Annotated in this window: 15 protein-coding genes; 8 read left to right on the forward strand and 7 right to left on the reverse strand. The window is 44.4% G+C overall.

The genetic code is table 11. From position 1 onward, the window contains the following. Positions 1-55 precede the first annotated feature (55 nt). Genes R7Z50_RS04610 through R7Z50_RS04620 form a run of 3 tightly spaced genes read right to left on the reverse strand, consistent with a single transcriptional unit; the run spans position 56 to position 2415 of the window. Positions 56-694 carry a YdcF family protein gene (locus tag R7Z50_RS04610; protein WP_318148915.1) on the reverse strand — a complete coding sequence of 213 codons (639 nt, stop codon included), beginning with the start codon at positions 692-694 and terminating at the stop codon, positions 56-58. Beyond that, positions 691-1518: an NAD-dependent epimerase/dehydratase family protein gene (locus R7Z50_RS04615; RefSeq protein WP_025766873.1), complete on the reverse strand. Its 828-nt coding sequence runs from the start codon at positions 1516-1518 to the stop codon at positions 691-693. Before R7Z50_RS04615 ends, R7Z50_RS04610 begins: the two co-directional genes overlap by 4 nt. A gap of 18 nt (positions 1519-1536) precedes the next feature. Further along, a complete protein-coding gene (locus R7Z50_RS04620) occupies positions 1537-2415 on the reverse strand; it encodes a LysR family transcriptional regulator (protein ID WP_025766872.1) in 879 nt (292 codons plus the stop codon). Between the two features lie 89 nt (positions 2416-2504). Between R7Z50_RS04620 and R7Z50_RS04625 the strand changes: the two genes are divergently transcribed. Then, positions 2505-2951, forward strand: a complete 447-nt coding sequence (locus R7Z50_RS04625; protein WP_025766871.1) for a PACE efflux transporter — start codon at positions 2505-2507, stop codon at positions 2949-2951. A 43-nt stretch (positions 2952-2994) separates the two neighbouring features. On the opposite strand, the gene R7Z50_RS04630 is transcribed toward R7Z50_RS04625, so the two are convergent. Next, a complete protein-coding gene (locus R7Z50_RS04630) occupies positions 2995-3228 on the reverse strand; it encodes a TIGR02647 family protein (protein WP_005378148.1) in 234 nt (77 codons plus the stop codon). Positions 3229-3527: 299 nt separating this feature from the next. Between R7Z50_RS04630 and focA the strand changes: the two genes are divergently transcribed. Beyond that, positions 3528-4388, forward strand: coding sequence for a formate transporter FocA (gene focA / locus R7Z50_RS04635; protein ID WP_005378146.1), 861 nt, complete (start codon positions 3528-3530; stop codon positions 4386-4388). 85 nt (positions 4389-4473) lie between these two features. On the opposite strand, the gene R7Z50_RS04640 is transcribed toward focA, so the two are convergent. After that, complete coding sequence (locus tag R7Z50_RS04640; RefSeq protein ID WP_254903806.1) at positions 4474-4599, reverse strand: hypothetical protein; 126 nt, start codon at positions 4597-4599, stop codon at positions 4474-4476. A 366-nt stretch (positions 4600-4965) separates the two neighbouring features. Further along, positions 4966-5778 (reverse strand): ABC transporter permease, encoded by an 813-nt coding sequence (locus R7Z50_RS04645; RefSeq protein WP_017634681.1) that lies wholly within the window; start codon positions 5776-5778, stop codon positions 4966-4968. 462 nt (positions 5779-6240) lie between these two features. Between R7Z50_RS04645 and torE the strand changes: the two genes are divergently transcribed. The 4 genes from torE (at position 6241) to R7Z50_RS04665 (ending at position 12082) form a co-directional block, all read left to right on the forward strand. Then, complete coding sequence (gene torE / locus R7Z50_RS04650) at positions 6241-6420, forward strand: trimethylamine N-oxide reductase system protein TorE (RefSeq protein WP_005378141.1); 180 nt, start codon at positions 6241-6243, stop codon at positions 6418-6420. 50 nt (positions 6421-6470) lie between these two features. Next, positions 6471-7655 (forward strand): pentaheme c-type cytochrome TorC, encoded by a 1185-nt coding sequence (gene torC / locus R7Z50_RS04655; protein ID WP_005378139.1) that lies wholly within the window; start codon positions 6471-6473, stop codon positions 7653-7655. Positions 7656-7681: 26 nt separating this feature from the next. Further along, a complete protein-coding gene (gene torA, locus R7Z50_RS04660; protein WP_318148916.1) occupies positions 7682-10144 on the forward strand; it encodes a trimethylamine-N-oxide reductase TorA in 2463 nt (820 codons plus the stop codon). 198 nt (positions 10145-10342) lie between these two features. Further along, positions 10343-12082, forward strand: a complete 1740-nt coding sequence (locus R7Z50_RS04665) for a glycoside hydrolase family 36 protein (protein ID WP_318148917.1) — start codon at positions 10343-10345, stop codon at positions 12080-12082. Positions 12083-12159: 77 nt separating this feature from the next. Here R7Z50_RS04665 and R7Z50_RS04670 read toward each other — a convergent pair whose 3' ends face one another. Beyond that, positions 12160-13374 (reverse strand): putative manganese transporter, encoded by a 1215-nt coding sequence (locus R7Z50_RS04670; protein ID WP_005378133.1) that lies wholly within the window; start codon positions 13372-13374, stop codon positions 12160-12162. Positions 13375-13560: 186 nt separating this feature from the next. Here R7Z50_RS04670 and R7Z50_RS04675 point away from each other — a divergent pair, with 186 nt between their 5' ends. Both R7Z50_RS04675 and R7Z50_RS04680 read left to right on the forward strand, forming a co-directional pair. Then, positions 13561-14466 carry a manganese-dependent inorganic pyrophosphatase gene (locus R7Z50_RS04675; protein ID WP_318148918.1) on the forward strand — a complete coding sequence of 302 codons (906 nt, stop codon included), beginning with the start codon at positions 13561-13563 and terminating at the stop codon, positions 14464-14466. Positions 14467-14534: 68 nt separating this feature from the next. Next, positions 14535-14924, forward strand: a complete 390-nt coding sequence (locus tag R7Z50_RS04680) for a DUF2750 domain-containing protein (protein ID WP_017634677.1) — start codon at positions 14535-14537, stop codon at positions 14922-14924. Positions 14925-14995: the final 71 nt, after the last annotated feature.

The following is a 14995-nucleotide window of genomic DNA, read 5'->3' on the forward strand; positions in this document are numbered from 1 at the left end:
ATTGATACAGAAAAGCCACCGAACTTGGTGGCTTTTTGTTGTCGGTTAGAAAAAGTTAGACTAAGTCAAAACCAAACCGCTCGAGTAAAACCTGGTAAGAAGATTCGACTTGCTGAGGGATGTTCTGCTCGGTTTGAAATCCTTTCTCTGGATAGCTTTTTACGCGAGAGAAATCTTCCATTAGTGCTTCTAGCACCATCATTAATGGCATGTCTTCATTAATGTATTCAAAAAATGGAAGAGCCGCAGAGCTTACTTGGAGCTGAGTGTAGGGTGACTGCCACTGTTTTTCAAATGTCGCGATTGCTCTACGCTCCATAAACGGTTTTTGTACCAGAATAAACGAGGAACACTGTTTTCCTTCCTCTTTTAATCGTTGCTCAGTAAAGCGAACATTTTCTCCACTGTTTGTGGATTCAGTTTCGAGCAAAATTGCTTCACTTGGAACGCCCGACATCTTTGCAATCTCGGCAAAGGTTTCTGCTTCGCTTTTTTCAAACAGTCCATCTGTGAAGCGACCTTCACCCCCTGAAAATACAATCAAAGGTGCCAACTTTTGGTGGTAGAGCTTGGCAGCGTGATCCGCTACACGCACATCATTACTGCACATCACAAACAAACAGTCCGCAGGTTTCAGTTCATGTTTGAGTTGCATGTAATCCCAAAGCGTTTCTATATGTCTATAGAGTCTCATAGCGCATCCAAAGTTGAATTGAAGTGAAATCGATAACCAAGTGAGAGTAGTTTGTCAGCAAGAATACGCTTGTCAGCTTGCTCTGTGACGGGTGGAAGAGGTATCTCACTTCCGATTTTGTTTATGGCAGCTTGGTAGAACTCAGCCTTGCTGACAGTATGAGGTGTAGTAACGTTAATGACTTGGTTGCTTAAATTGCCTAAGGCAAATTTCGCAGCCGAGACAGCATCATCTTGATGAAGCATATTAGCTGGTGCTTTACGACTAACTTGTTGAAGCCTTGCTGCAAAGCGAGATGGGTGTCTATCTGGCCCGATTAATCCGCTACAACGTAGAATAACAAAGTTAATATTCGAGTCGATAACATGCTGCTCTGCTTGAAGCATAATACGTGCATTGTCAGAGAAATAAGGGCTTTCGGCTGCTAAAGAGAGTGACGCGTCAGCTTCTTCCATATCGGAAGCAAGGTTAGGGTAAACCGTGGTAGAGCTGATCATGAGAAGTTTTTCAACGTTGTTTTGCTTAGCTGCGTTGGCAAGTATTTGCCATTGCTGTGCATATTCTTGACCGCGTCCTTTACGAAATCCTGGAGGAAAAGCACCGATAACGTGCGTAATTTGATGCTGTTTGAGCAGCTCATCTAGCCGTGCTGTGGCGTTCAATTGATTGAAATCGAACAATGCGGAGTGAGTTAATGAGGTGGGTAACTCTTTTAATCGAGTTTGGCTACGACGAGTGACGACCACATAGTGTCCATCTTTCATCAATGTTTCTGCTAGCGGAGTTCCGAGCCAGCCTGCACCTACGATCAATGTATTTGCCATTTGGGTCTTCCTACTTACTTATGTCTGCCCGAATAGGTTGAGCAGTTCTGCTTTAGCTTGTTGATGGAGGGGATCTGAATGCCATTTCTGGTGCTGAATAAGGTCAACATTGACTTGCCAAGCCAGTTTTGTGAAATCATCCCCAACTTTTTTTAATGTATTAGGTGAATACGCGACTAAATGCTGTGGTAGAAAGCACCAACCAAACCCTTTATTCGCCAATTCCAACAAAATATAGTAGTTATCAGCGTACCAGATATCTGGGCTAAATGCTTGATTGAGACCACATGGCTCTGCACTTTTGGATCGTATGACCAATTGACGATGTTGTTTTAGTTGATCAATGTGAGTGATTTGCTGCTTTGCTAAAGGATGCGTTGAAGAGACATAGACATCAAATGCAATATTGCCAAGATTGGTGAAATCGATGTGCCTTGGCATTTGTAAATCACTCAAAATAATCCCAGTCGTGGCGCGTTCCGACTTAACCAATTCAATGATATCAGGGCTTGATGCCGTTAAGCATTCAACTTGTAAGTGTGGAAAGCGTTGCTCTAACTTCTTTAGCACATCCGGCAAGCGAGTCAGAGGAATCCCTTCATCAATAGCTAAGGCTAATTTGTTCGTTGGCGTGGAAAAGAGCTGCGATGCCCTATTGTTTAGGCGGTCGAGTTGGCTGATTGTTGCTTGTGCATAGGGTACGAGAGCGAGGCCATTCTCAGTTAATTTAGGGTACCTGCCTGATCGATCAAAAAGCTCAACGCCACAGTCGATCTCCATATTCATGATGTGCTGGCTCACTACAGATTGAGCTCGCCCCAGCTTTCTAGCTGCTCCTGAAAATGATCCTGCTTCTGATGTAGCAATAAAAGCTTGCAGTTGTTCGATGGTAAACATATCGCTTAAACCGATGGTATCTAACTTTTGGTTATCTAAATAATAGATAAAATTCTAAGCATTGAGTAGAACTATTTGGACAGAGAAATATGACTCGTAACGAACGAATTTTTCATGCAGTACTTTTTGAGTTAATCGCACTCGCGATTATTGTACCAGCGGCTTCATTGATCACTGGAAAGGGCTCTAGTGATCTTGCGTTGGTTGGGGTCGGGTTGAGCATGTATACCGTGCTATGGAACTACATCTACAACTTGTACTTTGATAAGTGGTTTGGTGACAATCGAGCTGAGCGAAGTTTAGCGATGCGGCTTGGACACACTATTGGTTTCGAGGGAGGATTAATCTTTATCTCTCTACCTGTGATTGCCTGGTTCTTAGAAATTACGCTTCTTCAAGCTCTAATGCTGGAAGCCGGCTTCCTCGTTTTCTTCCTATTTTATGCCACTGGTTTTAACTGGTTGTATGACAAGGTTCAACCATTTAGCAAAATGAAAAAGCGATTATTGCCGCAGGCATCGACAGGAAAAATATAGGACTAAAAAACGCCACCGAGTTCGGTGGCGTTTTTTGTTCAAATTACACAGACAAAACTCTTAAAATCTTATCTGCATGTTCTGCAACTTCAATGCCTTCGTCTGTTAGATAACCACCGTCAGGCTGTGTACAAAGTTGCTTCTCATATAGACGAGCAACGGCTGCCTGCATTTCTTCTGACGCGTCTGTATGAACTTTAATACCAGTTGCAGCACTACTTAGGTCGAACTGAAGAAGTAGATTCAATTCGGCGATATGTTCAGCTGAATATTTCATAAATGATTCCTTTGCGCTTTTTTTACCAAGCTAGTCTGAAAAGTAGCGTTGGGCAACATTCAACGACAAGAAGTGTTAAGTATGGCGCTATCAGGCTGATATAACGCAGGATCTTTGTTCGAAAGGCCGAATACTTGTTAAGTATCAATGATACTTACGGTAGCGAATGATAGGCGCTATTTATTGCTTGATCTCCCAATAACAACGATTTTAGTAAACACGCCAAATAGCACTTGAAAAAATAGGGAAATAGAGCGATTATCCGCGCCTCTTTAAATGTTTCTAAATGTTACACCAGAATGAACTTTAATCAGTTTGACTCACTATTACCGCCACAAGCTGCGGAACGCGCGGCTGAAGTGGGGGTAGGCAAAGCAACGAAAGCTCCAATCAAATCTTTTCTGCTCGCCATTTCTGCGGGGCTTCATATTGGTATTGCTTTCATCTTCTATACCACAGTAACGACAGGCGCAGGCGAGCTGCCTTGGGGCATTACACGACTCATTGGTGGTCTGGCATTTAGCCTTGGTTTGATTTTGGTGGTGGTTACTGGCGGCGAGCTTTTCACTAGCTCTGTGCTGACACTAGTTGCGCGTGCGAGTGGAAAAATCTCTTGGCAAGCACTTATCAAAAACTGGTTGGTGGTTTACTTTGGCAATATGGTTGGGGCCATTTTGCTCGTGGCCTGTATGCTAGTTACCAAGCAATATATGTTTGATCATGGCCAAGTTGGTCTCAACGCGATGGCGATCTCCCAACACAAATTACATCATGGTTTCTTTGCCGCTGTTGCGCTTGGCATTATGTGTAACGTATTAGTTTGTATTGCAGTTTGGATGACGTTTAGTGGGCGAACATTGACAGATAAAATAGCGGTCATGATTTTGCCTGTGGCTATGTTCGTGTCGGCAGGTTTTGAGCACTGTATTGCGAATATGTTCCAAGTACCTATGGCGATTGGTATTAAGTACTTTGCGCCAGAAGCGTTTTGGCAAATGACAGGGGCAGATATTGCAAACTACGCGGACTTAAACATGATGGGGTTCATCGTAAACAACCTAATTCCTGTTACGATAGGAAACATTATTGGTGGTGGCGTATTTGTTGGCATGTGGTATTGGATGATTTATCTACGCGATGAAGATAACCATTTGCGATAAGTTTAGAAGATCACAAGAAAGGCGAACTAGATGGTTCGCCTTTCTTTTTATTTGTCTCTGCAAATGTCAAACAAGTCGAGTCATGCTAAATCAACTCTTCGTTGATGCCAAAATCGGTTGGGAGCCAATGAGAAGTTACTTCCTTTGGTTCTTGAACGAGCCAATCCAGAGGTGCATCGGACAGGAGTTCATCGTAATTTTCTTTGATCATTAAGACATCCATGTACGTCTCTCCAAGTTTGTGGTCACTGCCTTTACTTTAAAATTAGAACATGTCAGTCACGTGATCAATGCATGACGATTCGATTGATCACTTATGTTGCTATGTTTCTGGTTGCGTATGGGTTTTGGGGGCTTATCCACATTTTCTGTGGATAACCTGTATCAAAGGTCGTGCGTATCTAAACTTGCAAAGAAAATTTCATAAAATTAGAGGCTTATATCAAAAAGAATTCTGCCTGACTTTTCATCTGAAAGCGTCTTGATGAGTGCTCGAAGAATAGTTGAGTTATTCAGTTATAAGTACGTTCGACTTGGCAATATAAGTTGTTTAACGGTCTTTACCCACAAGCGCCAACTAACCGTGAGTTTTGGTCGATTCGGGTTGCTCGATTTTTATCTTGATTCGGCCTTCTTTGGTTTGTACCCAGCGCAATGTCATTTCTAACGTTATGGTTACGGAGGCACTCAACATGACGAAAATAGCCAGCATAATTACTAACTGGTATTTAATCGCAACCATCGGGCTCGCGCCACCTAGAATTTGACCGGTCATCATACCCGGTAAGGTAACCAGCCCTGTAGTGGCCATAGAAGCTAAAGTCGGGGCAAGGGACTTTCTAAGAGCCTCTTGAATGAAGGGGAAGGATGCGTAGCGAGGAGAGGCTCCAAGTGAGATTGCAGCCTCATATTCTGCTTGTCTCTGCTCAAAAGCCGTAAACAAATTCTGAAGAGCGATGATATTACTACTCAAGCTGTTACCCAATAACATACCAGCAAGTGGGATCATGTACTGCGCATTGTAAATAGGGGATGGTTGCACTAGGCCTGCTGTAATTGCTATCAGAAGTGGTATTAGACCACAGGTAAGGCCCGTTAGTAGCGGAAGCATAAGTGGCTTTTTAGGTAAGTGAGCTTTTCCCGCAATTGAGCTGGCACCAATCAGTAGCATGATGGCAAGCCAAAGTATATTGACAAGTAAGCTGTTTAATTGAAAAAGATATTCTAAATACACGCCAATCAATATGAGCTGAAGTGTCATTCGGATAACACTGATTATGGTGTCTTTTGCTATCCCTAATTTGTAGCGGGCATTGATAAAGAAGGGGACCAATAAAATCAAACCAAACAGTGCCAGTTTGACCCAGCTTATATCCACCACGTTATCCATAATCGCTCCTTGAAAATACGCGAATAATTGTATCTAAGCCTCCCCTTTATATGAACCACTATGTGCACTTTTTGCTGTTCTTAAAGTAAACCTTGAGTGCTATTTTAGACATTAATACGCAGCATTCTGTTTACAAGTGGATATCTTTTTCGGAGTTTTTAAGTCGATTTATGGCATGGTAATTACGATTTAAATGTGATCGATGTTTCTTAAATGTTGGTTATTTAACAACTCCTTAAAAGACTTATTTTGTCACATCTGTTCATGTTTTTTAATAAATAACATCAATCCATCATATCTCTGGATGAGCTCAAAAAAGTGTTGAATTACAAGGTCTGAGGTCGCTTATTTGATTGAACCCTACTATTAGTATGGTCTAACATTTTCCATTAGAGATTGTAAAAAACTTAAGCTTGGTTACGCGGGCTTTTCAATAACACTAGATACAAAATAGGCAAATGTATGAGTGATGTTAATAAAATTGAGAGTGGTGAAAAACGCTCCCTGGAGTGGAAGTCGTTCCTCTTCATTGCAGTTGTTCTCTTCCCAATTCTGAGTGTGGCCTTTGTTGGCGGCTACGGGTTCATCGTTTGGATGTTGCAAGTCTTCTTCTTTGGACCTCCAGGCGCGCACGGCATGTAAGCCAGTGAGCTCATAACCACACTTTTGAAAAGATTTTAAGAGAGCAAATAATGAAATCATTAATCATTAAACTGTGGCGTACCATGACGCGCCCAGCTGTACATATCAGCCTAGGTGTGCTGACTATGGGCGGCTTTATTGCTGGTGTTATCTTTTGGGGTGGCTTTAACACCGCTCTAGAAGCAACCAACACAGAAGAATTCTGTATTAGTTGTCACACAATGCGTGACAACGTGTACGTTGAGCTACAAGAAACGGTGCACTGGAAAAACCACTCTGGTGTTCGTGCTACCTGTCCTGATTGTCACGTTCCACATAACTGGACAGATAAGATCGCTCGTAAGATGCAAGCTTCTAAAGAAGTATTTGCACAAGTATTTGGCAACTACGACGAACCGGGTGTGTTCGAAGAGCGTCGTATCGAACTTGCTAAACACGAATGGGATCGTTTCTCGGCAAACAAATCTCTGGAGTGTAAAAACTGTCACAACTACGAATCGATGGATTTCGAGCAAATGTCTCCAACCGCTCGTATCCAAATGAAGCAAGCCGCTGAGAAAGATCAAAGCTGTGTTGACTGTCACAAGGGTATTGCGCACAACCTACCAGCAGGCATGGACAGCATTGGCGGTATCGTGGGTGATCTAGAGGGTATGACTTCTAACACGGATTACGGCGTTGGTCAGCAACTCGTGAGCGTTCGTCACCTACCAATTTACTTTGATGCGCAAGGCAGTAAAGAAGCTGGTCTTCTTAATCCTGCATCGACCGTTAAAGTTCTTGAAGACAAAGGCGAGTTTGTTGAGATCGAAATTGACGGTTGGCGCAAAGCAAAAGGTTTTGGTCGTGTAATTCAAGAAGACTTCGGTAAGAACATTGCGACTGCGTCTCTGATGAAAGAAGCAGCAACAGACAGCAACATTGTGACGACTGGTGAGAAAAAAGTGGATGAGTTAACAGGCCTTCCTTGGGAAAAAGTAGCGGCGAAAGTATGGATTAAGAAAGAGTCTATGCTGAACGACATCAATCCTGTTTGGGAAAAATCTCGTGAAGCCTACAAGACCAATTGTTCTGTATGTCACACTCAACCTGCGGAAGCGCACTTCGACGCGAACACCTGGCCAGGTATGTTCGACGGTATGTTGGCGTTCGTTAACCTAGATACAGACAGTGAAGCACTGATCTTGAAGTATCTACAGAAACACTCTTCAGATTATGCTGAAGGTCACCACTAATAAGCGTCGGATTGGAGTAATTTTAAATGGCTATTACACGAAGAAGTTTTCTTAAAGGTGTAGCAACCACAAGTGCAGCGTCAGTAATTGGTCCTAGCTTATTGGCGTCCGCCTCTGCAAATGCCGTTGAGACGACAGGTACTTGGAAAGTAACCGGTTCTCACTGGGGCGCGTTCCGCGCCCACATCTACGCGGGTAAAGTTCAAGAGATCAAGCCGCTAGAGCTAGACAAAAACCCAACAGAAATGTTGAACGGCATCAAGGGTATTATCTACAGCCCTTCACGTGTGCGTTACCCAATGGTTCGTCTAGATTGGTTGAAGAAACACAAATACAGCGCGGATACTCGTGGTAACAACCGTTTCATCCGAGTAACTTGGGATGAAGCGCTAGATTTGCTTTATCGCGAACTAGAACGTATTCAAAAAGACTACGGCCCATGGGCGCTGCATGCAGGTCAAACAGGTTGGAACCAAACGGGTTCATTTAACAACTGTACTGCGCACATGCAACGTGCAGTAGGTATGCATGGCAACTTCATCACTAAAGTAGGTGACTACTCGACGGGTGCAGGTCAAACCATTATGCCGTACGTGCTAGGTTCAACCGAAGTGTACGCACAAGGTACGTCTTGGTCTGAGATCCTAGAAAACTCTGACAACATCGTTCTTTGGGCTAACGACCCAGTGAAAAACCTTCAAGTAGGTTGGAACTGTGAAACGCATGAGTCGTTTAAGTACCTTGCACAACTAAAAGAAAAAGTGGCGAAAGGTGAGATCAACGTTCTATCTGTAGACCCAGTGAAGAACAAAACTCAGCGCTACTTAGAGAACGATCACTTGTACATCAACCCGCTGACAGACGTAGCGTTCATGCTCGCTGTGGCACACGTGTTGTACAACGAAAACCTGTACGATAAGAAATTCATTGATACTTACTGTCTAGGCTTTGAAGAGTTCATTCAATACGTTCAAGGTAAGACAAAAGACAAAGTAGAGAAGACGCCTGAATGGGCAGCAGCGATTTGTGGCGTGAAAGCGGACAAGATCCGTGAATTCGCACGCATGCTAGTCAGCGGTCGTACACAGATCCTGATGGGTTGGTGTATCCAGCGTCAAGAGCACGGTGAGCAGCCATACTGGGCAGCGGCTGTGGTTGCTGCAATGGTTGGTCAAATCGGTCTACCTGGCGGTGGTATCTCTTACGGTCACCATTACTCAAGTATCGGTGTGCCTTCTACTGGTTTCGCGGGCCCTGGTGGTTTCCCTCGTAACCTTGACCAAGGTATGAAACCGAAGTGGGACAACAACGACTTTAACGGTTACAGTCGTACTATCCCAGTTGCACGTTGGATCGACTGTCTGCTAGAACCTGGCAAAGAGATCAACTACAACGGCGGTAAAGTGAAACTGCCAGACTTCAAGATGATGGTTATCTCGGGTTGTAACCCATGGCACCACCATCAAGATCGTAACCGCATGAAGAAAGCGTTCCGCAAACTTCAAACGGTTGTAACGATCGAGTTTGCTTGGACTGCAACATGTCGTTTCTCTGACATCGTTCTACCTGCGTGTACGCAATGGGAACGTAACGACATCGACGTGTACGGTTCATACTCGAACAAAGGTCTGATCGCGATGCATCGTCTCGTCGATCCATTGTTCCAATCTAAGCCTGACTTCCAAATCATGAGTGAACTAACTCAGCGTTTTGGTCGCCGCGAAGAATACACTCGTGGTATGAGCGAGATGGAGTGGATCGAAAGCCTATACAACGATTGTAAGAAAGCGAACGAAGGTAAGTTCGAAATGCCAGAATTCAATGAGTTCTGGGAGAAGAGCGTACTAGACTTCGGTGAAGGTAAACCTTGGGTTCGTCACGCGGACTTCCGTAAAGACCCTGAGCTTAACCCTCTAGGTACACCGTCTGGCTTCATCGAGATTACATCACGTAAGATCGGCCGTTACGGTTACGAACACTGTCAAGAGCACCCAATGTGGTTCGAAAAATCAGAGCGTTCACACGGTGGTCCTGGTTCAGATAAATACCCATTCTGGTTGCAGTCTTGCCACCCTGATAAGCGTCTGCACTCTCAGATGTGTGAGTCTGAAGAGTTCCGCGCGACTTACGCGGTACAAGGTCGTGAGCCGGTTTACATCAACCCAGCGGATGCCAAAGCAAAAGGCATCAAAGATGGTGATTTGGTACGTGTATTCAACGGTCGTGGTCAGCTGTTAGCTGGTGCTGTTTTGACTGACAGCTACCCACGTGGCGTTATTCGTATCGAAGAAGGTGCATGGTACGGTCCTCTAAACGAGAAAGAGGGCGCAATCTGTACCTACGGTGATCCTAACACGCTGACGCAAGACATCGGTTCTTCTGAGCTTGCACAGGCGACTTCTGCGAACACATGTATCGTAGACTTCGAGAAGTTCACAGGTAAAGTGCCACCAGTCACTTCATTTGGTGGTCCGATCGAAGTTGCTTAATTAGTGCAGTTTGCATAAATCGAAATACCAGCCTCAGGGCTGGTATTTTTTTATCAAAATTTCAGTGAGCGTTGTCTCAATAGTAACTTCATAACGTTAAACGAGACTGGTATTCGTGATGATGGTAACGAATTGGGTGAGACAAGCAGGAGATAATGCGCCAAGCTAAACAATAATAATTAAGTGAGTAGACTCTTTATGGCTCAGAGCATTCAATTGGCAAATCACACTGAGATCACTGTGAATAACAATGACTTCCAAGTTGAAGTCGAGGGTAATCAATTACATTTTTCTTTTGCTGGTCTCCACAATAAAACCTTTACCGACCGTGAAGTGTTGCTCGAAATGCCGTTTTTGTACGAGCACGAGGCCAACGTAATTGGGGATGGTTTTCAAATGTTGGCGCAAACGGCGGGAACGATCAATCACCCCGTTGATATTGGTCGCTGCCCAGACAATAATCCTTCTTATCGAATCTACCCTAAAGATGCCCCTAAGCGTTATTACAACTATTTAGTGGTGGAAGGTTCAGCAGGCTACACATTATTTGGCTTCACATCATGTCATCGCTTTGCTGGCTATTTTGATGTTGTACTGCGTGATGGGCATTGGGTTTTATCAGCCGCAATTGATGGTGAGTTGACTCAAGTGGCGGATTGGGAAAGTAATCAACTTGAATCCGTGGCGGTACTCTGTGGTCAATCGCTGTCCGAGCTTTATCAAACCTATGGCGAGATGATTGCAAAGCATCATCCTGTTCGCCAAGGTGTGACACAAGATGCGCCTGTTGGCTGGTGTTCGTGGTACGCGTACTACGCAGACGTGACAGAGCAAAACATCATGCAGAACGTAGATTGCATGCAAGATAAGCTCGAAGACCTGGAGTGGGTACTTCTGGATGATGGCTATCAAGCCTTTATGGGCGATTGGTTAACCCCATCAGATAAGTTTTCTGGTGGCGTAAAAGAGCTCATTCATAATATCCGTGCAAAAGGAAAAAAGCCGGCAATTTGGATGGCGCCTTTCATTGCACAGCCTGAGTCGGAGATCTTCAAACAGCATCCAGATTGGTTTGTTCGCCACAAGGATGGTGGCTTACTTAAAGCAGAAGATGTCACATACGGTGGTTGGCGATGCACGCCTTGGTACATTCTCGATACTTCAAACCCTGAAGTGCAAGATCACCTAACTCATGTGGTCTCTGTTATGCGTCAAGAGTGGGGCGTTGAGCTATTCAAATTAGACGCAAACTACTGGGGCACGTTAAAAGGTAAACGAAGCCAATCGGGTGTCACCGGTGTAGAAGCCTACCGCATGGGTATGGAAGCGATCGCTAAAGGGGCAGGGGATGCATGGCTGTTAGGCTGTAACGCGCCAATGTGGCCATCTCTGGGACTTGTGGATGCAATGCGTGTTTCTGACGATGTAGAGCGTCATAGTCGTCGATTCGAGCAGATAGCCAGAGAAACCTTTTACCGTAGTTGGCAGCACCGAAAACTGTGGCAAATTGATCCGGATTGCGCGACATTCACTTCATTAGCTAATCAATCTGCATCCAGAGAAGAGTATGAATTTCATCGCACGGTGTTATTAGCGAGTGGTGGTTTGCTGCTGTCTGGCGACCCACTCCCTGAGATTACGCCGTTTGCTAAGAAGACACTGGCTAAGCTCATGTTACGTCAACAACGTAACCAGCAATCTGCAAAGTTTACCGCTTTGAGTTTAAATCACGCGTTTTTAAAACTAACGACGAAGAATGACCTCCATTGTTTGTTTAATTATGCGAGTTACGGAGCGATGGAATTTACGCTGACGTCTGATCAACCGGTGGACTGGTATGATTACTGGACAGGGGAAAAGCTAAACCAAGAACCTTGCCAGTTGTTAATGGTGAGCGTTGATAAAGGGCTCAATGCGAAAGCGATCGTTATAGCATAGCGTGAAGTAAATCGCCCAATACCGAGATCAAGAAAGGAGCCTATTGCGGCTCCTTTCTCGTTTTGATGCTCTGGACGTTAGAACTCGAATAAAAAGTAATACCCGTATCCAACAATAAACGCAGGAATGGACGAATAAATTGTCGCGACCAAAGCAGCTTTCGGTGCCATTGCAATGGCGGGGAATAGGGCGTCACCATCGTTAGAAATCGCATTGGCCAGTTGCGCAGAAAGTGGCGCTGCACCAGAAATGTATAGGCTAGTGACTAAAATTTGCGGTCCACAACCAGGCAACATACCAATGGCTAGGCCAGCTAATGGCATCCAAATTCCCCAATGAGAAAAGGTTTCTACAAGGTCGAGTCCAGAAAAATAGGTCGTCAGTTCAAACGCCAGAAACGCCACGATCACCCAAGCACTGACGAAGTTTGTGTCTTGAGCCGCTTTTTGAATTGGGTGCGAATCCACAATTTTTTCATCTTCAGAGACCGTTGACTGATAATCGCCAAGTTCTTTTGTCATCGCCCATAATGACATTGTGATCACCGCGAAGATAGCGCCCAGCCATTCAATGGTGTTGGCTTTCAAAGATAGCAACTGATTAATATCTATTTGGAAAGACATTAACACAGCAACGACACTAGCAGGCACAATAAGCCATTTCCAAAATGCGCCTTGTAGATTGATTGCACGTTGTTCAAGAGGCGTGTGTCGGTCTGTCTGGTGTTGGCAACAAGCATGTGTCTGAGGTGCTTCTTTTGGTTCTGGTCGCAGAAAGTTATCAGCATGAAAAGCATTAACGACTAACCCTGAAAGAGTACCCACGATAATGCCTAATCCAACCACGCCTAATCCAACACTTGGTTTGGCGGCCAGAAGTAAAAAGGCAGCGTCACCCATTGTTGAAGTAAGTACCGCGACAATCGCACCAAATCCTACTCGGCCACTAATAAATTGCGTTGTCACAACAATAGCGCCACCACAGCCAGGCAAAGCACCCAACAAAGAAGCAAAGAAAACCTGATGATTACGCGAGCGATGATATAGCTCGGTAATTCGATTGGTTTTCGACATAAAGTTTGAAAGATAATGATAAATAGCCAATGTGGCAGCAACATAGCATGACACCGCCCAGAATGAGTCGGATAGCGTCTGTACGGCTACGTCACGTGTATTTTCATTGCCTAGCAAAATGAGCATGACGATAGGGATCAGCAATCGCTTATAAGCTAAACGAAACTGAGTAGGCTGAAACAACTGTTGTGCAGAGTGTAATAATTGGGTCGCGTTCATCGTTTACTCAAATGCAAATAGGAATAATTATCATTATATGTAAATGAGATTTATTCGCAATAGCATTGTGAACTTTTCTTCGTGTCAAACTCTCTGAAATCAGGTAAAGTATCGGCCTTTGTGAGCAAACACGCCCTAATTAACTGTATTAGGCGGCGTATAAAATTGACTTGAATAGGAAGAAACATGATTCTAGTTGTAGGTCATAAGAACCCAGACAGTGACAGTATTTGTAGTGCACTCGTTGCAACTGAACTTCTAAAAGCGCGTGGCGTTGAAGCTATGCCAATTCGCCAAGGCGAAATCAACCGTGAAACTCAGCACATCCTAGAAGTTGCTGGCGCTGAAGTTCCTGAGCTTCGCACATCAGTTGCGGGTGAGACCGTTTGGCTAGTAGATTACTCAGATCTAGCACAAGCACCAGACGATATCGCAGAAGCTGAAATTGCGGGTATTGTTGACCACCACCGTCTAGGTGACGTGATGACAGTAAACCCAATGGAAGCATGGGTCTGGCCTGTTGGTTGTACCAACACTGTTCTATTCAACATTTTCAAGATTGAAGGTCACGCGATTACTCCACAAATTGCTAAGCTAATGATGTCAGCAATTCTATCTGACACAGTAGGTTTTGCTTCTCCAACTTGTACACAAAAAGACAAAGATGCCGTTGCTGAACTAGCGGCAATCGCAGACGTACAAGATGTTGACGCGTTCACTAAAGATCTTCTAATTGCTAAAACAAACATCGAAGGTCTATCAGCGGCTGAGCTTGTTGAGAAAGACCTTAAAGGTTACCCATTCAACGGTCGTGACGTAGTGGTTGGTCAGGTTGAACTTGCAACTCTTGAGCAAGTTGACGGTATGATCGAAGCACTAGAAGCAGACCTAGAATCTCGTTGTGAGAAAGATAACCTAGCGTTCGCTGCTGTAATGCTAACAGACATCACGACTGCTCAAACTCGTCTTCTATACAAAGGTGAGTGGGCTGAGAAGCTTGTTAAGCACGAAAAAGACGGCATGCTAATGATGGAAAACACGCTAAGCCGTAAGAAGCAAGGTTGGCCTTGGCTTCAAACTGAGCTAGCTTAATTTTCTAGCATATACTTTAAATGCCCGCCTAGCTGCGGGCATTTTTCTATGGGAAATAGGAGACGAATATGTCTGAGCAACTGACCCAAGAGCAGATGGATACCATTAATCGCTACGATGAAGAGCAACGTTTAAAGTACTGCGTAAAAGAGATTGTGGCGAATCGTAAGGTTTGGATTCTGAAAGACGAACATGGCTGTGTCATGTTAAATACAGAAGATGATGATTGTGTACCAGTATGGCCAAACGAAGAGTTTGCTTTGCAATGGGCGAATGGTGATTGGGAAGATTGCGAGCCTGAGGCGATCTCTTTAAACAAGTGGCACAGCCGTTGGACCTCTGGTCTAGAGGATGACGAGCTATCGATTGTTGTATTCCCAAATCAAAATGAAGAAGGGGTCGTATTGTTTCCTGACGAGTTTGATTTTGAACTGCGCAAACAAGCGAGCCGCCGTTAGTTCTTTGATTAGTACCCATGCAATAAAGAAGCCTGCGTTAAAGCAGGCTTCTTTACATTTGAACGATTACA

It is taken from the genome of Vibrio sp. 1249-1 (assembly GCF_033340495.1).

Bases quoted from the DNA above. Each gene is read 5' to 3' on its own strand.
- R7Z50_RS04670 (WP_005378133.1), bottom strand. From the start codon at position 13,374: ATGAACGCGACCCAATTATTACACTCTGCACAACAGTTGTTTCAGCCT.
- R7Z50_RS04645 (WP_017634681.1), bottom strand. From the start codon at position 5,778: ATGGATAACGTGGTGGATATAAGCTGGGTCAAACTGGCACTGTTTGGT.
- R7Z50_RS04630 (WP_005378148.1), bottom strand. From the start codon at position 3,228: ATGAAATATTCAGCTGAACATATCGCCGAATTGAATCTACTTCTTCAG.
- R7Z50_RS04675 (WP_318148918.1), top strand. From the start codon at position 13,561: ATGATTCTAGTTGTAGGTCATAAGAACCCAGACAGTGACAGTATTTGT.
- R7Z50_RS04640 (WP_254903806.1), bottom strand. From the start codon at position 4,599: ATGATCAAAGAAAATTACGATGAACTCCTGTCCGATGCACCTCTGGAT.
- R7Z50_RS04665 (WP_318148917.1), top strand. From the start codon at position 10,343: ATGGCTCAGAGCATTCAATTGGCAAATCACACTGAGATCACTGTGAAT.
- torC (WP_005378139.1), top strand. From the start codon at position 6,471: ATGAAATCATTAATCATTAAACTGTGGCGTACCATGACGCGCCCAGCT.
- focA (WP_005378146.1), top strand. From the start codon at position 3,528: ATGAACTTTAATCAGTTTGACTCACTATTACCGCCACAAGCTGCGGAA.
- R7Z50_RS04625 (WP_025766871.1), top strand. From the start codon at position 2,505: ATGACTCGTAACGAACGAATTTTTCATGCAGTACTTTTTGAGTTAATC.
- torA (WP_318148916.1), top strand. From the start codon at position 7,682: ATGGCTATTACACGAAGAAGTTTTCTTAAAGGTGTAGCAACCACAAGT.
- R7Z50_RS04610 (WP_318148915.1), bottom strand. From the start codon at position 694: ATGAGACTCTATAGACATATAGAAACGCTTTGGGATTACATGCAACTC.
- R7Z50_RS04620 (WP_025766872.1), bottom strand. From the start codon at position 2,415: ATGTTTACCATCGAACAACTGCAAGCTTTTATTGCTACATCAGAAGCA.
- torE (WP_005378141.1), top strand. From the start codon at position 6,241: ATGAGTGATGTTAATAAAATTGAGAGTGGTGAAAAACGCTCCCTGGAG.
- R7Z50_RS04680 (WP_017634677.1), top strand. From the start codon at position 14,535: ATGTCTGAGCAACTGACCCAAGAGCAGATGGATACCATTAATCGCTAC.
- R7Z50_RS04615 (WP_025766873.1), bottom strand. From the start codon at position 1,518: ATGGCAAATACATTGATCGTAGGTGCAGGCTGGCTCGGAACTCCGCTA.